Origin of the sequence: Deinococcus ficus (assembly GCF_003444775.1) — a bacterium.
Taxonomy (GTDB): domain Bacteria; phylum Deinococcota; class Deinococci; order Deinococcales; family Deinococcaceae; genus Deinococcus; species Deinococcus ficus.
This window is the reverse complement of record NZ_CP021081.1, coordinates 1,245,812-1,264,074: the sequence shown is the minus strand read 5'-3', so window position 1 is coordinate 1,264,074 and position 18,263 is coordinate 1,245,812. Positions and strand designations below refer to the sequence as shown.

General features: G+C 71.5%; 21 protein-coding genes. 7 read left to right on the top strand and 14 right to left on the bottom strand.

The features are described from left to right. Positions 1-22: 22 nt before the first annotated feature. Positions 23-874, top strand: coding sequence for a carbohydrate ABC transporter permease (locus DFI_RS06220; protein WP_022802182.1), 852 nt, complete (start codon positions 23-25; stop codon positions 872-874). A 75-nt stretch (positions 875-949) separates the two neighbouring features. On the opposite strand, the gene DFI_RS06215 is transcribed toward DFI_RS06220, so the two are convergent. The 6 genes from DFI_RS06215 to mqnB form a co-directional block, all read right to left on the bottom strand. Then, a complete protein-coding gene (locus tag DFI_RS06215; protein WP_081425793.1) occupies positions 950-1,558 on the bottom strand; it encodes a M23 family metallopeptidase in 609 nt (202 codons plus the stop codon). A 99-nt stretch (positions 1,559-1,657) separates the two neighbouring features. Then, positions 1,658-1,927: a hypothetical protein gene (locus DFI_RS06210; protein WP_027462543.1), complete on the bottom strand. Its 270-nt coding sequence runs from the start codon at positions 1,925-1,927 to the stop codon at positions 1,658-1,660. Between the two features lie 68 nt (positions 1,928-1,995). Next, positions 1,996-3,357 carry a 3-oxoacid CoA-transferase gene (locus tag DFI_RS06205; protein WP_027462542.1) on the bottom strand — a complete coding sequence of 454 codons (1,362 nt, stop codon included), beginning with the start codon at positions 3,355-3,357 and terminating at the stop codon, positions 1,996-1,998. Next, a complete protein-coding gene (locus DFI_RS06200; RefSeq protein ID WP_051307640.1) occupies positions 3,354-4,649 on the bottom strand; it encodes a thiolase family protein in 1,296 nt (431 codons plus the stop codon). The genes DFI_RS06205 and DFI_RS06200 overlap by 4 nt, the downstream gene beginning before the upstream one ends. A gap of 174 nt (positions 4,650-4,823) precedes the next feature. After that, positions 4,824-5,567 (bottom strand): type I methionyl aminopeptidase, encoded by a 744-nt coding sequence (map, locus tag DFI_RS06195; protein WP_027462540.1) that lies wholly within the window; start codon positions 5,565-5,567, stop codon positions 4,824-4,826. Positions 5,568-5,576: 9 nt separating this feature from the next. Continuing rightward, positions 5,577-6,236 carry a futalosine hydrolase gene (gene mqnB, locus DFI_RS06190; protein WP_051307638.1) on the bottom strand — a complete coding sequence of 220 codons (660 nt, stop codon included), beginning with the start codon at positions 6,234-6,236 and terminating at the stop codon, positions 5,577-5,579. A 56-nt stretch (positions 6,237-6,292) separates the two neighbouring features. Here mqnB and DFI_RS06185 point away from each other — a divergent pair, with 56 nt between their 5' ends. Next, positions 6,293-7,021, top strand: coding sequence for an SDR family oxidoreductase (locus DFI_RS06185; RefSeq protein WP_027462539.1), 729 nt, complete (start codon positions 6,293-6,295; stop codon positions 7,019-7,021). A gap of 66 nt (positions 7,022-7,087) precedes the next feature. Here DFI_RS06185 and DFI_RS06180 read toward each other — a convergent pair whose 3' ends face one another. From DFI_RS06180 to tatA, 4 genes are all read right to left on the bottom strand, one after another. Beyond that, a complete protein-coding gene (locus tag DFI_RS06180) occupies positions 7,088-8,056 on the bottom strand; it encodes a ferritin-like domain-containing protein (RefSeq protein ID WP_043777630.1) in 969 nt (322 codons plus the stop codon). A gap of 232 nt (positions 8,057-8,288) precedes the next feature. After that, the gene (locus tag DFI_RS06175) at positions 8,289-9,050 is read right to left on the bottom strand and encodes an anti-sigma factor (protein ID WP_051307635.1); all 762 of its coding nucleotides are present in this window, start codon (positions 9,048-9,050) and stop codon (positions 8,289-8,291) included. Continuing rightward, the gene (locus tag DFI_RS06170) at positions 9,047-9,646 is read right to left on the bottom strand and encodes an RNA polymerase sigma factor (RefSeq protein ID WP_081425792.1); all 600 of its coding nucleotides are present in this window, start codon (positions 9,644-9,646) and stop codon (positions 9,047-9,049) included. The genes DFI_RS06175 and DFI_RS06170 overlap by 4 nt, the downstream gene beginning before the upstream one ends. Before the next feature lie 59 nt (positions 9,647-9,705). After that, positions 9,706-10,002, bottom strand: coding sequence for a twin-arginine translocase TatA/TatE family subunit (tatA, locus tag DFI_RS06165; protein ID WP_027462536.1), 297 nt, complete (start codon positions 10,000-10,002; stop codon positions 9,706-9,708). Between the two features lie 337 nt (positions 10,003-10,339). On the opposite strand from tatA, the gene DFI_RS06160 reads away from it, so the two are divergent. The 4 genes from DFI_RS06160 to glmU all read left to right on the top strand — a co-directional run bounded on the left by DFI_RS06160 (position 10,340) and on the right by glmU (position 14,060). Continuing rightward, positions 10,340-10,588 (top strand): twin-arginine translocase TatA/TatE family subunit, encoded by a 249-nt coding sequence (locus DFI_RS06160; protein WP_022802195.1) that lies wholly within the window; start codon positions 10,340-10,342, stop codon positions 10,586-10,588. 40 nt (positions 10,589-10,628) lie between these two features. After that, on the top strand, positions 10,629-11,411 hold the full coding sequence (gene tatC / locus DFI_RS06155; protein WP_027462535.1) for a twin-arginine translocase subunit TatC: 783 nt from the start codon (positions 10,629-10,631) through the stop codon (positions 11,409-11,411). Between the two features lie 129 nt (positions 11,412-11,540). Next, positions 11,541-12,482: a prolipoprotein diacylglyceryl transferase gene (gene lgt, locus DFI_RS06150; protein WP_022802197.1), complete on the top strand. Its 942-nt coding sequence runs from the start codon at positions 11,541-11,543 to the stop codon at positions 12,480-12,482. A gap of 105 nt (positions 12,483-12,587) precedes the next feature. Next, entirely contained in the window at positions 12,588-14,060 is a 1,473-nt protein-coding gene (gene glmU, locus DFI_RS06145; RefSeq protein WP_027462534.1) for a bifunctional UDP-N-acetylglucosamine diphosphorylase/glucosamine-1-phosphate N-acetyltransferase GlmU, read from the top strand. Between the two features lie 49 nt (positions 14,061-14,109). Here the strand turns inward: glmU and DFI_RS20135 are convergent, their stop codons facing one another. The 4 genes from DFI_RS20135 to rnhA are packed head-to-tail and all read right to left on the bottom strand — an operon-like array spanning position 14,110 to position 17,497. Then, positions 14,110-14,271: a hypothetical protein gene (locus DFI_RS20135; protein ID WP_155864517.1), complete on the bottom strand. Its 162-nt coding sequence runs from the start codon at positions 14,269-14,271 to the stop codon at positions 14,110-14,112. A gap of 8 nt (positions 14,272-14,279) precedes the next feature. Further along, on the bottom strand, positions 14,280-15,677 hold the full coding sequence (locus DFI_RS06140; RefSeq protein ID WP_043777628.1) for an MFS transporter: 1,398 nt from the start codon (positions 15,675-15,677) through the stop codon (positions 14,280-14,282). 57 nt (positions 15,678-15,734) lie between these two features. Next, positions 15,735-16,919 carry a hypothetical protein gene (locus DFI_RS06135; protein WP_027462533.1) on the bottom strand — a complete coding sequence of 395 codons (1,185 nt, stop codon included), beginning with the start codon at positions 16,917-16,919 and terminating at the stop codon, positions 15,735-15,737. A 29-nt stretch (positions 16,920-16,948) separates the two neighbouring features. Then, positions 16,949-17,497 (bottom strand): ribonuclease HI, encoded by a 549-nt coding sequence (rnhA, locus tag DFI_RS06130; protein ID WP_022802202.1) that lies wholly within the window; start codon positions 17,495-17,497, stop codon positions 16,949-16,951. Between the two features lie 39 nt (positions 17,498-17,536). On the opposite strand from rnhA, the gene DFI_RS06125 reads away from it, so the two are divergent. Beyond that, positions 17,537-18,010 (top strand): DUF4870 domain-containing protein, encoded by a 474-nt coding sequence (locus DFI_RS06125; protein WP_043777625.1) that lies wholly within the window; start codon positions 17,537-17,539, stop codon positions 18,008-18,010. The last annotated feature ends 253 nt before the right edge of the window (positions 18,011-18,263 follow it).

Here is an 18,263-nt window from a genome sequence, read left to right as displayed (position 1 = left end):
ACCAGGCCGACGGAGGTGGCCCGTGGACCTGAAACGCACCAACCCGGCCCTGTACCTCGTGCAGCGCACGCTGTTCTACCTGCTGGTCACGGCCATCGCTGCGTACCTGCTGCTGCCCTTCTTCTGGGCGGTGCTGACCAGTTTCCGCCGCTCCAGTGACCTGGGGCTCACCCCGGACAAGTTCATCACCGCCCCCTGGACCCTGGTGAACTACCAGCTGGTGCTTGCCAATCCCAGCTTCCAGAAGGGGCTGCTGTTCAGCCTGATGGTGGCGATCGGCAGCGTCGCCATCAGCCTGCTGATCGGCAGTTTCGCCGCGTATGCCCTGGGCCGCTTCCGCTTCCGCGGCAAGCAGATGATCATGTACATCATCCTGGCGGTCAGCGTGTTCCCGCAGATCGCGGTGCTGGGCGGCCTCTTCACCCTGATCCGCAGCGCGGGGCTGTTCAACAACCCGGCCGGGCTGATCCTGTCGTACCTGATCTTCACGATTCCCTTCACGGTGTGGGTGCTGACCAGTTTCGTGCGGGACATCCCGGGCGAACTGGAGGAAGCGGCCCTGGTGGACGGCGCCTCACCGCTCCAGACGCTGTTCCTGGTGCTGTTCCCGGTGATGATGCCGGCCCTGGTCACCACCGGGCTGCTGGCGTTCATCAACTGCTGGAACGAGTACCTGTTCGCCCTCACCTTCACCAGCAGCAACCGCACCGTGCCGGTCGTGATCGGAAATTACTCCGGCGCCACGCAGTTCGACCAGCCGTGGGGTCCGATCATGGCGGCCAGCATCGTAGTGACGGTGCCGCTGATCATCCTGGTGCTGGTGTTCCAGCGGAACATCGTGTCCGGTCTGACCGCCGGCGCCGTGAAAGGCTGATCCACTTCGCCCCCCGTGAACGCGCCGCCCCGTGGACCGGTCGGCGCGTTCTCCCTGAGGTCAGAGGCGGTAAAGTCAGGGGCGGTCGCGCAGCAGGGGCAGCGGATTGATCGCCAGGAACCGGCACTCCGCCGCCGGATCGAACTTCGTGAAGATCGAGAAGTGCAGGTGCGCGGGCGTGTTCACGGCGTTCCCGGTCTGCCCGACCACGCCCAGGATCGTCCGGGCGGTCACGCGCTGGCCCTCGCGCAGGTCGCGGTTCACGCGGTCCAGGTGCGCGTAGTAGTACCGCCGTCCACCGGCGCCCAGCACGTACACCCAGCGGCCCCCGGCGGCACTCTCCCCGATCCGCCACACGATGCCGTCCGTGGCGGAGCGCACGAAGGTGCCGGGCGGCGCGAAGATGTCCTGCCCGGCGTGCTGGCGCGCGTCCGGGCGGGCGCCGCCCCAGGTGTCGTCCACGTCGCGCACGCGCACGCCGTCCACCGGCATCAGCACGGTCGGTTCCGCCTTCTCGGGAAGGTTCAGGGACAGCGTGCTCAGGTTCGCCAGGGCGCGGGTCCAGGCGGCTTCACGTTCCGGCGATTCGGGCGGTTCAGGGGGGCAGATGGGCGGGGCGGCGAGGGCGGCGCCGCAGGTCAGCGCGAGCAGCGGGGCCAGGAAGCGCGGGGCGGTGAGGGGCACCCGGGCAGACTAAGGCCCCCCGCCGGTCGGCGCATGACGTGACCTGAAGGAAAACACCACGAAGGCCGCCCGGGTGGGCGGCCCTGCGAGTTGCGGGAATCAGTCCTGGTCGTTTTTCTCGGTGTGGTCCCCGGGGTGCAGGTGGGGGCTGGCGGGGTCGCTGGTGATCATGCTGCCGGCACTGGCGACGTCCTGCGGGTCCAGGCCGCGCTCGCTGAACTCGTCGGCGAGTTTCGCCTCGGCCTTCTCCTCGGCGCGCATCTCGCGGCGCACGTCCGGGGTGCCCATGAACTGAAGGTCCACGTTGCTGATCTCGCCCTCGTGCTTCACGCCGGGGTCGGGGGTGTGCTTCTTGTCGTCCTGGCTCATGCGTTCAGCGTACCAACGCCCTACCCAAGCGGCCTGAGCCCTTCCTTCACGCTTGCCGTGGGGAAAGCTCAGGCGGGCGCGGCCGCCGGCAGGGCCTCCACAAAGGAGGCGCCCGTGCCCGCCCGGACCTCCTCCATGGTGGCGCCGGGCATCAGTTCGGTCAGGGTGAGCTGACCCGCCACGAACTCGAACACTGCCTTGTCGGTGATCACCATGTCCACCGCACCGCGGGTGGTGAGGGGCAGGGTGCAGTCGGGCACGATCTTGGGGCTGCCGTCCGGGTCGGTGTGGCTCATGGTGATGATGAGTTTCCGGGCGCCGCTTGCCAGGTCCATCGCGCCGCCCACGCCCAGCAGGGGCTTGCCGGGCACCGCCCAGTTGGCGAGGTTGCCGTGCGCGTCCACCTGCAGGCCGCCCATGATCGCCACGTCCACGTGCCGGCCGCGGATCATGGCGAAACTGTCGGCGCTGTCGAAGTAACTGGCGCCGGGCAGGGCGGTCACGGGGATCTTCCCGGCGTTCACGGGGTAGTCCATGGCGCCGCCGTCCTCCGGGGCGGGCCCGACCCCCAGCATGCCGTTCTCGGTGTGCAGGGTCACGCCGTGCCCGGGGGTGATCAGGTCGGCGACCAGGGTGGGCACGCCGATGCCCAGGTTCACCACGTCGCCGGGCTTCAGTTCGCGCAGGGCGCGGCGGGCCATCTGCATGCGGGCCTCGTCCACCTTCTTCGCGCCGCCCTTCACGTTCGCGCTGGACCCCAGGAATTCCGGGCTGAGGTGCGCCTGCACCAGGTAATCCACGTACAGGCCGGGGGTGTGCACCTGCTCCGGGGGAATCTGCCCGACCTCGACGATCTCCTCGACCTCGGCGATCACGAGGTCCGCGGCGGTCGCCATGGCGCGGTTGAAGTTCTGCTCGGTCAGGCGGTACTGCAGGTTCCCGGCGGTGTCGGCCCGCCACGCGCGGACGAACGCGACGTCGCCGCGGATGGCCGGCACGAACACCATCTCCTGGCCGTTCAGGGTGCGGGTATCGGCGCCGTCGGCGATCAGGGTGCCGGCGGCGGTGGGCGTGAAGAACCCGCCCAGCCCGGCCCCGCCGGCGCGGATGGCCTCGGCCAGGGTGCCCTGCGGGAGCAGTTGCACGTCCAGCCAGCCTTCCTGGTTGGCCTTGACGGCCTCGGGGTTGCTGGTGAAGTAGCTGCCCACGGCCTTTTTCAGCTGCCGGTTGCGCAGCAGCCGCCCGCCGCTGAGGCCGGGTTCGCTGACGTTGTTGGCGACGTAGGTGAGGTCCTGCACGTCCGTCTCGGCCAGGGCGTGCACGAGGTGCACGGGGTTGCCGGTCATGCCGAAGCCCCCGACGAGCAGCGTCTGGCCGGACTTCACGAGCGCGGCGGCCTCCGGCGCGGTGATGACGGGAACGGTCTTCACGACTCCACCCGCTCGATGATGGCCGCCTCGCCCTGGCCGACACCGACGCACAGCGTGGCGAGGCCGTAACGCTGCCCACGCCGCCCGAGTTCGTGCGTGAGGGCGGTGATCAGCCGCGCGCCGCTCATGCCGAGCGGGTGCCCGAGGGCGATGGCGCCGCCGTTCACGTTCACCTTCTCCTGGTCCAGGCCCAATTCGCGGATGCAGGCCAGCGCCTGCGCGGCGAAGGCCTCATTCAGTTCCACGAGATCCAGGTCGTCCACGCTGAGCCCCGCGCGGTCCAGGGCCTTGCGGGTGGCGGGGATTGGGCCCAGGCCCATCACGCGGGCCTCCACGCCGGCGGCCGCGCCGGACACCCAGCGGGCCAGGGGCTTGACGCCCAGTTCCCGGGCCTTCTTCGCGCTCATCAGGACCAGTGCGGCGGCGCCGTCGTTCAGACCGCTGGCGTTCCCGGCGGTCACGGACCCGCCCTTGCGGAAGGCAGGCTTCAGGCCCTCCATGGTGGCCTCGTCGGTGGCGAGTTCGTACGTCTCGCCGGTCTTCTTCATGCGGGGGTGCTCGTCGGTGTCGAAGACGGTCACGCCCTTGCGGGACTTGACCTCGATGGGCACGATCTCATCCCGGAAAGTGCCGCTGTTGATGGCGTTCACGGTGCGGCGCTGGGACTGCAGGGCGAAGGCGTCCTGTTCGGCGCGGGTGATCTCCCCGCCGGCGTAGGCGCCCTCGCGGCTGCGTTCCACGATGTTTTCCGCGGTCTCCCCCATCGCCTCCAGCGGGAACATCGCTTCCATCGCGGGGTTCGGGTAGCGCCAGCCGAGGGTGGTGTCGTACACGGTGACGTTGCCGTTCTGGAAGGCGCCGGCGCCCTTGGGCATGCTCAGCGGCGCGCGGGTCATGCTCTCCACACCGCCGGCCACGTAGATGTCGCCGTCGCCGTTGCGGATCGCGCGCGCCGCGTGGTTGATGGCGGACAGGCCCGAGGCGCACAGGCGGTTGAGGGTCACGCCGGCCACGGTGTCCGGCAGGCCCGCGAGCAGGCCGGCCATGCGGGCGACGTTGCGGTTGTCCTCGCCGGCCTGGTTGGCGCAGCCGAAGATGACCTCCTCGATCTGGTCGGCGGGCACGCCCGCGCGGGTGACGGCCTCCCGGATCACGACGGCGGCCAGGTCGTCCGGGCGGACGGTGCTGAGGCTCCCGCGGATCGCTCCGATGGGTGAGCGGACGGCGGACACGATCACCACGTCCTGATCCTGAAGGTCGGCGGCATTCACGGCGGTGCTGGATTGGGTCATGCGGTCTTCTCCTGGGAAAGGCACTTGAAGTTTCCCCAGACTAGGCCCTGCCGCGCGGCAAGCGTCCAGGATGAACAGAACGGCAGGCGAGGGCCGGCCCGGACCTTACGCCGGGCCGGGAAAGGCGCGGGGGCGGCTGGCGTTTGTCAGCGGGGCTGTGGGCGGCCCGGGGGTTCAGGCGGTCAGCAGGACCGGGCGGCCGCGCGTGATCATCACCGTATGCTCGAAGTGCGCGGCGAACCCGCCGTCGGTGGTGCTCAGCGTCCAGCCGTCCCGGAGGGTGCGGACGCGGCGGGACCGACCGGTGGACACCATCGGTTCCACCGCGATCACCAGCCCCTCGTGCAGCTTGCGGCGGTCCCGCGGCCGGTAGTAGTTCGGGACTTCGGGGTCCTCGTGAATGGCGCGGCCCACACCGTGCCCGAACAGGTCGCGCAGCACCGTGAACCCGCGGCGCTGCACCTCGGCCTCGATGGCCTGCCCGATGGCGTGCACCGGCTGGCCGGCCCGGGCGGCGTTCATGCCGGCCTCGAAGGCCGCTTCCGTGCACTCGATCAGGCGCAGGGCGACCGGCGAGGCCGGAGGCACCGCGACCGTCACGGCGGCGTCGGCGATGAAGCCGTCCACGAAGGGCGTGACGTCCAGGCTCACGACGTCCCCGGCCGCCAGGGGCCGCTGCGTGGGCAGGCCGTGGACGATGTCGTCGTTCACGCTGACGAACACGTTCACGGGCGCGCCGTAGGTCATGCGCGGCGCGGACTGCGCGCCGTGCCGCCGGAACACCTGCCCGGCCAGGGCGTCCAGTTCGGCCGGCGTGACCCCCGGGCGGATGGCGTCTTTCAGCGTCCGGAGGGTTTCGGCCACGACCTGCCCGGCCCTGTGCATGCCGCGCCGTTCCGCTTCGGTGGTGATGGTCATGCGCCCACTCTAGGGCGCGCCGGCCCCCCAACCCCCACCACTGCTTCCATTCAGCAGCGTTTCCAGCCCGCGGCGGGTGGCGCGCAGCGCCTCCGGGATGCGCCACGCGCTGCGGTCGCGCGGCCCGACGGCGTTGCTCACGCCGCGCAGTTCCAGGGCGGGCACCCCGGCCAGCCGGGCGGCGTGCGACACGCCCGCCCCCTCCATCCCCTCGGTCAGCGCGCCCGGGTACCGCGCCTCCAGCTGCCGGGCTCGCTCCAGGCTGCCGGTCACGCTGGACAGGGTCAGCATCGGGCCAAATGCAGCGCCGCTGCGCCGGGCGAGGACCTCAGCACCATCCCAGGCAGGGAAGGTCGCGCCTCCCGGCCCGTCCGGAAGCACGGACAGGCCCAGCGCTTCCAGGGACAGCCAGTCGTCGCCATCCCAGGCGCCCAGATCCGCCTGGATCACGTGGCTGGACACGGCCAGGTCGCCGGGCGTCAGGCCGCTAGCGGGGTAGGCGCCCGCGATGCCGGCACTCACGACCAGCCGGGCGGGCGCCTCCTGCAGGGCGCGCTGCGTGGCGAGGGCCGCCGCGACCGGGCCGACGCCGGACACGGTGACGCGGGCGGGGAGGTCGCGGAGGTTCCCGGCCTCCCCGGCGGTGGCGACGACGATCAGGACGTCCATGCAGGCCCCAGGGTAGCGCGCCCGGAGGGCGGGTCGGGCGCGCTACCCTGGGCGACATGACGCTCTTCCGGCTGGACGGGAAACGCGCCCTGGTCACGGGCGGCAGCAAGGGAATCGGCCTGGAGGCCGCGCGGGCCATGCGGGAACTCGGCGCGGAGGTTGTGCTGGCCGCCCGCGGTGAGGCGGCGCTGCGGGCCGCGGCCGATGAGCTCGGCGCGGCCTGGGTGGTCGCCGACGTGGGCACCGCGGAAGGCGTGCAGGCCGCCCTGGAGGCGGCCGGTCCGGTGGACATCCTGGTCAGCAACGCGGGTGGGCCGCCGCCTTCCCTGCCGAGTCAGGTCACGGAGGACGCCTGGCGGACCGGGTACGAGACGACCTTCCTGAGCACCGTGCGGCTGGTGGCGGGCGTGCTGCCCGGCATGCGCGAGCGGCGCTGGGGGCGGATCATCGCGGTCACCAGCCTCACGGTGGGCCGCCCGGCACCCACCCTGCCGGTCAGCAATGCCATGCGGGCCGCGGTGACGAACCACCTGCGGACGCTGGCCCTGGAAGTCACAGCCGACGGGGTGACCTGCAACACGGTCGCGCCCGGGTACACCGCCACGGACCGCCTGAAGGCCCTGCACGCCGACCCGGCCGACGCGGAGAAGCTCACGGCCCGCATTCCGGCCCGGCGCTTCGGCATGCCGCGCGAGGTGGGCTCGGCGGTGGCCTTCCTGGCGACGCCGGAAGCGGCGTACATCACCGGACAGGAGATCCTGGTGGATGGCGGCTGGAGCATCTGAACGACACGACAGGACCGGCCCTGCCTCCACACGGGACAGGGCCGGTCCTGTTTTTTGTTCTCTCGATCAGAGGGCGAGCAGCGCGCTGAAGTCCCCGCTCAGGCCGGTCGGGTAGAACCCGCCCTTGGTGGCGCGGCCGGTGGTGTCCAGGAAGACGATGTTCGCCACCTGCCGGGGCGTGCGGCTGTACGCGATGCCGTTCATGTCGGCCAGGACGATGTTCGAGCCGGAATCGGCGGTGATGCCCTGATCGCGGTCGTCGCTGCCGTCCACGGCGTCGCGCAGGTCGCTGATCGCCTGCACGATCTGCGCGACCGTCAGACCCGCGGCCGCCACGGTGTCCTTCTGCTGGTACAGCAGGGTGCGGATCATGCCCGCGTGGTAGGCCTCCACGGCCAGGATGCCGGCGGCGTTCTCCAGGTTGCCGCCCGCCTTGTCGTCCACCAGCAGGCGCGCGGCGCCCTTGTACGCGGTGACGCCCACGTCCTCGAAGATGAACGCGCCGTGCAGGAAGAACAGTTCGTTCGCGTACGGGTTGAAGCCCTTGATGGCGCCCTTGCTGGCCGCCTGACCGGCCGCGTCGAAGGCCGGGCCCAGGTCCAGCTGCGGCTGAGGCACGGCCGCGGCGCCCAGCACCTGCCGGATCACCTTCACGTGCGCGAGTTCGTCCATGGCCGTTTCCTCGGCGTAGGCGCGGACGGCGGCGGACGCGAAGGGCACGCCGTTGCCGCCGCGGCCCGTGAAGCCCGCAGGCAGGATGACCTTGCTGCTGTCCCCGCCGGCGGCGTCCAGCAGTTCCAGTTTGCCCACGGCCGCCAGGTAGAAGGCCGCTTCCAGGTACTCCAGGTTCAGGGCGAAGTTGAAGATGCTGGCGTCCAGGTTCGGCTTGGCGGGCGTGTTGGCGAGCACGGGCGTGCAGCCGCTCAGGAGCGCGCCGGCGCCCATCAGGCCCAGCATGCCCATCACGCTGCGGCGGGTGGAGGCGGTGGGCACGGTCAGGTCGCTGCTGTCGGTGGGGCGGGGGGCGTCGGTCATGGAAGGTCCTCCAGGGAGTGAGGGGCGGGATGGCGGGCGGACGGAAGGGACCGGGCCGTGGCCCGCCAGTGGCGGCCTCCGGTGCTGGCGGTCCTTCAGGGTGCTGTTATGCGGCGGCGGCCGGAGTGGATCAGCCGCGGGCGTTCACCGAATCTCAATGAAGGTTCGCCCAAGAGACGGAAGGGGCGGGCCTCCCTGCTGGAAGGCCCGCCGCCTGCCCCGCTCCTGCCGCTCAGAGCACCGGGAGGAGGATGGGTGGGGTGGTCGGCCCGGGACTCCCCCCAGCAGGTTCCACCGTCACGGCCAGCGGCGCACCGGCCGGCAGGGCGGCCGTGAGCAGGCCTTCATCTCCGAACACACCGAGCGACTGCGGGATTGCCTCAGCCAGACTCCACAGCTGGTAGGTGCGGCCCTCTTCGGGCGTGCGGGTCAGGTGCACGAACACCCGGCCGTCCGGCAGGCGGATCACTGTGCCGAGCGCCTCCCCCTGCGCCTGCACGGGCTGCTGCACGGCGCCAGGCACCGCGGCATACCGGGCACCCGGGTCGGCGGGCCCTGGCCGGATCAGCACGGCCAGCAGCAGGGCTGCGGCCAGACCCAGGCCCAGCGGCCACCAGGCCCGCGGCCGGCGCGGGGGAAATGCCACCGGGGTGGGTTCGCGCGCGGCCTCGTGTTCCGGAGCGACGGTCACGGCGTCAGGCGCCGTGAGCCGAGCGGAGAGCGGCAGGTCCGTCTCCGCCCCGACCGGTGTGCGACCTTCCTGCCGCACGCGGGCGAGCAGCCGGGCAGACGCGTCCTCGGGCACCTCGACGTCCCTCAGGTCCAGGGATTCGGCCAGGGCGGTCAGGGCGCGGGCATCGGCGTCCAGATCGGCCTGCCAGTCGGGCCGGTCGCGGAGTTGCCCGGCCAGCTGCGCTTCTTCGTCCGGGGTGAGCTGACCGAGCAGCGCCCGGAGGCTCAGGTCACGTTCTTGGGGGTTCGGGTCGCGGCTCATGCGGGGTCTCCACCGGGAACATCTTCCCCGCCGGGCGGCGGGGCGTACAGCGGGTCCCCGTTCGGGGGTCCGCCCAGAATCTGGCGCATGCGGTCCAGCGCCGCACGCAGGCGGGATTTCACGGTGCCGAGCGGCAGGCCGGTCAGGGCAGCCAGTTCGGCGTGGGAGTGGCCCCGGTAGTACGCGAGTTCCACCAGCTGACGCTGCGGGGCGTCCAGGGCCGCGACGGCCCGTTCGGCGAGCGCGCGGTCGGTGGGGTCGGCGCCGTGGGTGGGCTGGTCCCAGTCGGCGAGTTCCAGGGCGGCGTCCGGCCGGTCGCGCAACTGCTGCAGGAAGCGGTGGTGGGCGATGCTGACCAGCCAGGTCTTCGCGCTGGCGCGGCCCGGGTCGAAGCGGGCGGCGTGCCGCCAGGCGTTCATGAAGGCGTCCTGCACGCAGCAGTCCACGTCGTCGGGGTGGCGGAGCATCCGGCGGCCCAGGCCGTACAGCAGCCGGGCGTGCCGGCGGTGCAGTTCCGTCAGGGCGTCTTCCTCGCCGGCTGCCATCCGGCGCAGCAGGTCCTCGTCGGGCAGGTCCGGATGGATGGGTAGGGTCATGGTCCGGAAGGAGCGTAGCACCCCCCTGGCCGCGTCCGCTTCCATCGGGACCGCCGGCCTCAGGCGCGCAGGGGGTCAGCGGCCGGGGCGGTGGCCGCCGGCGGGGCCACGGTGACGGGAGTCACGGCCACCGGCGTGACGGCCGCAGCCGTGCTGGCCGTGGGGGCCATGCCCGGCGCGGGAGCCGCGGGGTCCAGGCCGGCGCGCAGGTCATCGGTCACGGCGCTGGTCGCCTGTTTGAAGCTGCGCAGGGCCTGCCCGGCGCTTTTCGCCAGGTCCGGCAGGCGCCTGGGCCCGAACAGCAGCAGGGCCGCCACGAGAATGATCAGGATTTCCGGTCCACCGATGTTGCCCATGGGTCTCTCCTTTCAGGTGCCGGGCCGGCGGGAAGTGGGGCAGCCGGTCCGGGCCTTCGGGAAGCTATATGCGTCCGGCCGGCAAATGGATTGGCCCACGCGCGGCGTTAACGGCGCGCCAACCAGATGAAGGGATGATGGAGGTCGCGGGTGATCCAGCGGGCGCGGGCGCGCATATGACTGTGTGGGTGCCGGGCCCCGCCCCACCCCGGGGATGTGAGCCTGGCCCACGCAGCCCTGACCGAGGGGCGCTAGGCTGGGGGGTGAACGTCCGGGGGCAGGCGCTGCCCCGCCCGCCGGTCACCCCCACCCCGACCCCTTTTCTGGAGGAACTCCTATGTCACTTGGCCCCCTTGAAATTCTGCTGATCGTCGTCCTGATTGCGCTGCTGTTCGGCGCGAAGAAACTCCCGGAACTGATGAAGGGCGCGGGTCAGGGCATCCGCGAGTTCAAGAAGGAAGTCCATGCGGACGGCAGCACCAAGACCACCGAGGTCACGGACGTCGCCTCCCGGCAGCTGGACCCGGTGACCGGGCAGCCGGTGACCACGCACACCCACACCACGCAGACCACCGAGCGCCGCTGAGCGGCCGCGTGCATTCCGCGTCTAGAAGGAAGCCTGCCGCATGACCCGAACCTCCACCCCGGAACTACAGAGCGCGCCGCTGTTCGATCACCTGGAGGAACTGCGGCGGCGCATCATCTTCGCGCTGATTTTCCTGGCGCTGGGCATGGTGGTGGCCTTTCAGTTCCGCATGGGACTGATCGAACTGATCAAGGTGCCGCTCACCTACTCGCAGGCGTACCAGGACGGCAAGGTGCAGCTGGTGACGCTGCACCTGACCGAGCAGTTCATGCTGAGCCTGAACCTCTCGTTCTGGGCGGGGCTGGCGCTGGCGCTGCCCTTCATTCTGTGGCAGGTGTGGGCGTTCATCGCGCCGGGCCTGTACCCGCAGGAGCGGCGCTGGGCGCTGCCGTTCGTGGTGGGGGCCGGGGTGGCGTTCGTGCTGGGCATCGTGTTCGGGTACCGGCTGGTGCTGCCCACCATGGTGCGCTTCATGGCGGACTTCATGGGCGGCGCGGTGGAACTGAACCAGAGCCTAGGCAGTTACATCGGCACGGTGACCACGTTCCTGGTGGCGTTCGGACTGGCGTTCGAGCTGCCGATCCTGACGGTGATCCTGACCCGGATCGGGCTGGTGAACCACGAACTGCTGCGCCGCGGCTGGCGAATCGCGCTGGTGGCGATCATGGTGTTCGCGGCGGTGCTCACACCCACGCCGGACCCGGGCAGCATGCTGCTGGTGGCGGTGCCGCTGTACGTGCTGTACGAGCTGGGCGTGCTGCTCTCGCGCATCTTCCGCGTGCAGCCGCTGCCCGAGCCGGAGGAGTCCGCCCTGACCCCATGAGTGCTTCCCTGGACACCGGTCCGTGCCGTGCTGGCGCGGGCCGGTCTGCTTTGCCTGGGCAAAGCCCCGCGTTGGCCGCAGCGTCCGGCGCGGGGGGGGCCGGGAAGCGGGTAGACTGGCCCGGACGTTATGAATCCTGTTTTCCTGAATATCGGTGGGTTTACCATCGCCTGGTACGGCGTGCTGATCACGCTGGGAGTCGCGGCCGGAATCTGGCTGGCGCTGCGCATGGCGCGGCAGCGGGGCCTGGACGTGGACCGCTTCAGCGACATGATCACCTGGATGATGGTCTGGGGCGTGATCGGCGCGCGGGCCGTGTTCGTGGCGACCTCCTGGCACCAGTTCGAGGGCACGCCCTTCCCGAAGGTGCTGCTGGACATCATCAACATCCGCGGCGGCGGCATCAGCATTCACGGCGGCCTGATCGGCGGCATTCTGGTCATGCTGTACTACGCCCGGAAGTACAAGATGAACTTCTTCGAGTACGCCGACCTGGCGGTGCCGGGCGTGGCGTTCGGGATCATCGGCGGGCGGCTGGGGAACATCATGAACGGCACGGACACCGTGGGCCGCGTGACCGGCTGGCCCATCGGGTTCCGCTGGCCGGACAGCGCCCGTGCGTTCCACGAGGGTGCGTGCATCAAGGCCGCGAACCCCGATATGGACCTCTCGCAGTACTGCCAGCAGATCGGCGGGCAGGCCGTGATGACCGCGCCCGTGCACTTCACGCAGCTGTACGGCGTGATCATCGGGATCATCCTGGCGGTCGCCGCGTACTTCTGGTTGCGGTCCCGCAAGCCCGGGTGGGCGTTCTGGCAGTTCTGGCTGTGGTACTCGATCCTGCGCGCCGGCTGGGAGGAGACCTTCCGCCTCAACCCGCTGCTGCCGAAGGTGTACCTGAACCAGGGCCTGGACGCGCCCGGGATCGGCCTGCTGACCGAGACGCACCTGATCAGCATCGTGCTGATCGTGGTGAGCCTGATTCAGCTGGCGAAGCTGCGCCGCGTGGCGGCCTCGCGCGTGGACCCGGCGCCGCTGGTCACGGACCGCGCCACCCCCGGCACCGCGTGACCCCGCCGCCGCCTGCACCCTGAATGGCCTTCTTCGGAAGGTCATTTTTCAGTTGCCGCGCGCCTGCGGGGCGCGCGGCGGGTACACTGGGCGGCGGTGACACGAATGACTGAACAGAACCGTCCGCTGGACGTGGTGATTCTCGCGGCGGGTCAGGGCACCCGCATGAAGTCCGCCCTGCCGAAGGTGCTGCACCGCGTGGCGGGCCGGCCCATGGTGAGTTGGGCGGTGAAGGCCGCCCGGGAGCTGGGCGCGCGGGAGATCGTGGTGGTCACCGGGCACGGCGCCGAGCGGGTGGAGCAGGAACTGGCCGGCAGCGGCGTGCGCTTTGCCCGGCAGGAGCAGCAGTTGGGAACCGGGCACGCCTTCCTGCAGGGCGCCGCGGCGCTGGGTTCTCACGGGGACGCGGACATCCTGGTGCTGTACGGCGACACGCCGCTGCTGCGCACTGGCACCCTGGCCGCCCTGATCGCCGACCACCGCCAGGAAGCGAGTGCGTTCACGATCCTGAGCGGCGAGCTGGAGGACGCGACCGGCTACGGCCGGATCATCCGGGGTGCGGCGGGTGGCGTGGAGCGCATCGTGGAGCAGAAGGACGCCACGCCCGAGGAAGCCGCCGTGCGGGAGTTCAACAGTGGCGTGTACGTCATGGACGCCCGGGCGTTCGGACTGGCGCAGCGCATCACGAACGAGAACCGCGCCGGCGAGTACTACCTCACGGACCTCCTGGGCCTGTACCGCTCGGAGGGCGCGAAGGCCGCCGCGTTCAAGCTGGACGACGCGGACGAGGTGCTCGGCGCGAACGACCGGCTGGGGCTGGCGGAACTGGAGCGTATCGTGCAGCGGCGCATCAACGAGGCGCACATGCGGGCCGGCGTGAGCATTCCCGCGCCGGAGACGGTGTTCATCGAGGACACCGTGCAGCTCGGCCGTGACGTGGTGATCGAGCCGGGCGTGATCCTGCGCGGGCAGACGCGGGTGGCGGACGGCGTGACCGTGGGCGCGTACAGCGTCGTGACGGACAGCGTGCTCGCCGAACGGGTCGTCGTCAAGGCGCACAGTGTGCTGGAGGGCGCCTCGGTGGGCGCCGGGGCGGACGTGGGGCCCTTCGCGCGCCTGCGGCCCGGCACGGACCTGGGTGAGGGCGTGCACATCGGGAACTTCGTGGAGACGAAAAACGCCCGCCTGGACGCTGGCGTGAAGGCCGGACACCTCGCGTACCTGGGCGACGTGAGCATCGGCGCGGAGTCGAACATTGGGGCGGGCACCATCGTGGCGAACTTCGACGGGGTGAACAAGCACCCGTCCCGGCTGGGCGCCGGGGTGTTCGTGGGCAGCAACAGCACCATCATCGCGCCGCGCGTGGTGGGCGACGCGGCGTTCATCGCGGCCGGCAGCGCCGTGCACGACGACGTGCCCGAGGGTGCCATGGCGGTCGCGCGCGGCAAGCAGCGGAACCTGGACGGCTGGTCCCGGCGCTACTGGGGCGGCCTGCGGGCAAAGGTGCAGGTGAAACTGCCCTGGCTGGCCGGGTGGCTGGACCGCCAGGAGAACCAGACGGCGGACCGGCAGGCGTAACCCGCGGTCAGGCAGGGAGCCCGGGCCATTCGCCCGGGCTCTCCCCTGTTCAGTCCTGGTCCAGGTCGCGCCGGAGTTTCTGCGCGGCGCGTTTCTCGTCCCGTCGGCGGTGCCGGGCGGGTTTGCGGCCGGCCAGCACGAGGTGCAGGGTGCTGCGGATGACCGGTGGGGCGTCCTGGTCCTTGGGTTTCGCTTTCTTCTTGCGGGCCACGCCTCAGCCTACGGCGTCATGGCGGGGCGGGCGTCGCCGGGCGCGGGGGCGGGCTCGGCGGGGTCGTCCAGGCGGCGCAGCACCGGGTTGAGCAGCTGCGCGGCCGACACGATCAGCATGACCACGCCCGTCCACAGCAGCAGGGCGCCCGGGGAGTACGTGGCGGCCAGCAGCCCGGCGGCGGCGGTGGAGAGCGGCGAGGTGAACTGCGCGATCAGACGCCGGACGCTGAACACCCGGCCCTGCATGTGGGTGGGCACCTGCGACTGCCAGATGCTCTGCGAGTGCGCGTTCATGATGGGCGTCATGATCCCGAAGCCGGCGATGCACAGCGCGGTCAGGGTGAGGGTGCCGGCCACGCCGCTCAGGGCATGCAGGGCGCCGGCCAGCACCATGGGGCCCAGCACGCCCAGCACCCGGCGGCGTTTCAGGCCGCCGGTCGTGCTGACCAGCAGGCCGCCGATCAGGCCGCCGGCGCTCATGGCGGTCCACAGGGTCGCCAGGGCCGTCTCGGTGCCGATGCCGTGCGCCCTCAGGTCCCCGGCCAGCGTGAAGCGCACCAGCAGGGGGTGCAGCACGCCCAGGGCGCTGGTCATCAGGTTCACCACCGCGAAGGTCAGCAGCAGGTTCAGCAGGGGCCGCCGGGCGAGGATGTACGTCCAGCCGAAGGTCATGTCGGCCAGCAGGCTGGGGCGCCGCGCGGCATTCAGGTCCGCGCGAGGCGGGTTGGGCAGGCTCAGGCGCCACACGACCGCCGCGGCGATCACGAACGACCCGGCGTCCAGCAGCAGGGCCAGCGGCACGCCGTCGGTCCAGCCGGCCAGCCAGGCGGTCAGGCCGCCCGGGTCGCCGCGGCGGGCCAGGGCGGGCAGGCCGATCAGCAGGGCCGCCAGGGCGGGGCTGAGCAGGCCGGAGAGACTCCAGATGGTCTGCATCATGCCGTTCGCGCGGGGCAGCCGGTCGCGCGGAACCAGCGCGGAGTAACTGGTGTCGAAGGCCGAGGAGTGGAAGGTGCCCACCAGGCCCTGCAGGACCGTGAACACCACCAGCAGCCACACGGGCGGGGTGGACAGCACGATCACGGCGGTCAGGGCGAGCAGCAGTACGGCGCTGAGGAGGTCGCAGGTGAGCATCATGCGCCGGCGGTTCCAGCGGTCGGCGAGCGCGCCGGCCAGCGGGCCGCCCGCCAGGGCCGCGAGCGTCCAGCCGAGCGCGGTCAGGGACAGCGCCTGGGCCAGTTCGGCCCGCTGGGAGTCCAGCGGGAAGCGCGTCTGCGTGAGGTAGATGTTCAGGGCGAAGCCGGTCAGGCCACCCCCCAGCACGCTCAGGGCCTGGGAGCCCCACAGCCACAGGAAGGTGCGCCAGTGCCCGGCGTCCGGCGCGGGGGCCGGTTGGGGAGTCGTCATCGGTTCAGCGTAGGCGCGCCGCCCGCACCGCGCGATACGCACAATGGCGCACGGGGACTACTGCACCCGGCGGGTCTGCACGGTCCAGCGGCCAGCGCTGAGTTCCCGCCAAGCGACCAGCACGCCGCGCGGCCCGGCGGCGAGGCTCGCGTGGTCGGTATCCGCGCTAGGGTCGCGGTTCAGGGTGCCGCCCAGGGGGAGCCAGCGGGCGCCGTCCCAGCGGGCGGCACGCACGCTGCGGCTGCCGTCGGGGCCCTCGTTCCAGGCGGTGACCGGCTGCCCGTCCGGCCCGAAGCCCAGCGCGTGCGAGGACGCGTGCCGCCCGGGCGTGCTGGCGGGCCCGGCGCCGAGCGGCTGCCAGCGGGCGCCGTCCCAGCGGCTGACGTACAGGGCGTCCTGGCCGCCGGCGTCCTCCAGCCACGCGAGGGTCAGGCGGCCCTGCGGGTCCACGAGCAGCTGGGGTTTGAACAGGTACGTGCGGGCGCGGCGGTTCACGCGGCCGCCCAGGGTGCGCCACCCGGCGGGCGTCCACTCGCGCACCCACAGGTCCGAGCGGGTGGTGGGGCCCTCCACGAACGACATGAAGGTCCGGCCGCCGGTCTGCGCGACGCTGGGCATGAAGGCGGGCGTCTGCACGTTCAGGTTCGCGTAGGGCGTGGTCTGCCACCCGCTGCCCTGCCAACGCCACAGGGAGACGACGCTGGGGTAGGCGCTGCGCGTCCCGGTGCCGATGTCGGTCCAGCCGACCAGCGGGGTGTTGGCGGCGCTGAGGGCCAGGGAGCGGGAGCGCCCAGCGTCCGAGAGGTTGCGGCGCAGGGCGTACGGGCTGGCACTGGTCCAGCGCGCCCCGGTCCAGTTGGACATCAGGAAGGAATCGATGTGCGCGAGCCCGGTGCCTTCCTCCCAGTCCAGCCACACGCTGCCGTCCGGGCCGGCGTGCACGTGCGGCTGCGCGGCGTTGTAGGCGGGTTTCTCGTTCACCACGTCCCCCAGCGGGGTCCAGCGGGTGTCGTCCCAGCGGGCAGCGTGCAGATGGTCCCCGCCCCCCTCCGGCAGGTCCCGGTCCCGGGAAACCCAGGCGACCACGAAGCGGCCCGCGCCGTCCGTCCCGGCGGCCACCGAGCGCACCGGGGCGGGGTCGGTGGGAGGCGGGACCGGGGGCGGCGCGTCCAGGCCGCCGGCCCGCGCGGCCGCGGCGGTCAGGAGAACCATCAGGGGCATCAGGGGGCGCCGGGGTGCCATGGGCCAGTGTACCCGGCCGCCCGTGCGGTTCAGCGCAGTTTCTTGCGTTCCTGCACGGCCAGTTCGTCCACGCGTTCGTTCTCGCCGTGCCCGGCGTGGCCCTTGACCCACAGGAAAGTCAGCGCGTGAATCTGGGCCTGCGCGATCAGTTCCTCCCACAGTTCGCGGTTTTTCACGGGGTCGCCGCCGGCAGTTTTCCAGCCGTTGCGCTGCCATTTCAGAATCCAGCCGTCGGTGAAGGCCTTGCGCAGGTACTGGCTGTCCGTGATCACGCGTACCTGGCAGGGCCGCTTGAGGACCTTGAGGCCCTCGAGCAGGCCGCGGAGTTCCATGCGGTTGTTGGTGGTGCCTTCCTCGTTGCCGCTGAGCACCAGTTCCCGGTCGCCGCTTTTCAGGATGGTGGCCCAGCCGCCGTGCCCCTTGGTGGTGTCGCAGGCGCCGTCGCTGTACAGTTCCACGACGTTCCCGGCGACCGGCTGGGCGGGCTGGATGCCGGCCTGGATGGGCAGGCGGTCCCGGGCGGCCTGCTGGGCTTTCTGGGCGCTGTTCGCCGGGCGGTAGCGGGGGTTCCCGGTCATCCGGGGAACTGTAGGTGGGGCCGGCCCGTACTGTCAAGCATGACCGCGACCCGCGCCTTCCTGCCCGTCACCCTGCCGGAACCCGAGCGGACGCCGGCCCTGGCCGTGCACCTGTCGCCGCTGCTGGGCCTGCTGATTCCCGGGGCGGGCGCATTGATCGGGCCGGTGGCCGCGTGGCTGCTGTTCCGGGACCGCAGTCGCATGCTGGACGAGCAGGGCAAGGAGGCCGTGAACTTCCAGATCAGCGTGTGGCTGTACAACCTGGCGCTGGGGGTGCTGCTGTTCGGGCTGTTCGCCCTGGGGCTGCTGGGCGGCGTGGCGGGGTCCATGCTGGGCCGCCCGGAGGCGGGGGGCGTGGCGCTCGTGGGGACCTTCGGGGTGTTCCTGGGACTGGTGCTGCCACTGCTGCTGGTGCTGAACGTAGTGCCGCTGGTGTTCATGGTGCTGGCGGCCGTGAGCGTGAGCCGCGGCGAGCCGTACCGCTACCCGCTCACGCTGCGCCTGCTGAGCTGAGGCCCGCCCTCCCCCGGCTCCACCCCATTTCTTTATGAAGACTTAAGGGCAGATGGGGGCTGCTGAAGGTGGCGCTCACCAGGGGTAACCCGAAAAATCGTTGTTCTGGACGCCCGAAAGCTGGTTGGGGGCCCGGGACCAGGGTTCGGGACGCGAGAACTCGGCGCATGGATTGAGGTCGCCGTGATCGCTATTCTGGCTCGGTTGTGACGCCCCTTGACTGCCCGTTCCGCACCGGCCTGACCGGGAGCGC

Coding starts and splice junctions, on each gene's coding strand:
- lgt (WP_022802197.1), top strand. CDS start 11,541: ATGAATCCTGTTTTCCTGAATATCGGTGGGTTTACCATCGCCTGGTAC.
- DFI_RS06180 (WP_043777630.1), bottom strand. CDS start 8,056: ATGACCGACGCCCCCCGCCCCACCGACAGCAGCGACCTGACCGTGCCC.
- DFI_RS06170 (WP_081425792.1), bottom strand. CDS start 9,646: ATGACCCTACCCATCCATCCGGACCTGCCCGACGAGGACCTGCTGCGC.
- DFI_RS06160 (WP_022802195.1), top strand. CDS start 10,340: ATGTCACTTGGCCCCCTTGAAATTCTGCTGATCGTCGTCCTGATTGCG.
- DFI_RS06175 (WP_051307635.1), bottom strand. CDS start 9,050: ATGAGCCGCGACCCGAACCCCCAAGAACGTGACCTGAGCCTCCGGGCG.
- map (WP_027462540.1), bottom strand. CDS start 5,567: ATGACCATCACCACCGAAGCGGAACGGCGCGGCATGCACAGGGCCGGG.
- rnhA (WP_022802202.1), bottom strand. CDS start 17,497: ATGACCGGGAACCCCCGCTACCGCCCGGCGAACAGCGCCCAGAAAGCC.
- glmU (WP_027462534.1), top strand. CDS start 12,588: ATGACTGAACAGAACCGTCCGCTGGACGTGGTGATTCTCGCGGCGGGT.
- mqnB (WP_051307638.1), bottom strand. CDS start 6,236: ATGGACGTCCTGATCGTCGTCGCCACCGCCGGGGAGGCCGGGAACCTC.
- tatA (WP_027462536.1), bottom strand. CDS start 10,002: ATGGGCAACATCGGTGGACCGGAAATCCTGATCATTCTCGTGGCGGCC.
- DFI_RS06125 (WP_043777625.1), top strand. CDS start 17,537: ATGACCGCGACCCGCGCCTTCCTGCCCGTCACCCTGCCGGAACCCGAG.
- DFI_RS06140 (WP_043777628.1), bottom strand. CDS start 15,677: ATGACGACTCCCCAACCGGCCCCCGCGCCGGACGCCGGGCACTGGCGC.
- DFI_RS06185 (WP_027462539.1), top strand. CDS start 6,293: ATGACGCTCTTCCGGCTGGACGGGAAACGCGCCCTGGTCACGGGCGGC.
- DFI_RS06200 (WP_051307640.1), bottom strand. CDS start 4,649: ATGACCCAATCCAGCACCGCCGTGAATGCCGCCGACCTTCAGGATCAG.
- tatC (WP_027462535.1), top strand. CDS start 10,629: ATGACCCGAACCTCCACCCCGGAACTACAGAGCGCGCCGCTGTTCGAT.
- DFI_RS06210 (WP_027462543.1), bottom strand. CDS start 1,927: ATGAGCCAGGACGACAAGAAGCACACCCCCGACCCCGGCGTGAAGCAC.
- DFI_RS06135 (WP_027462533.1), bottom strand. CDS start 16,919: ATGGCACCCCGGCGCCCCCTGATGCCCCTGATGGTTCTCCTGACCGCC.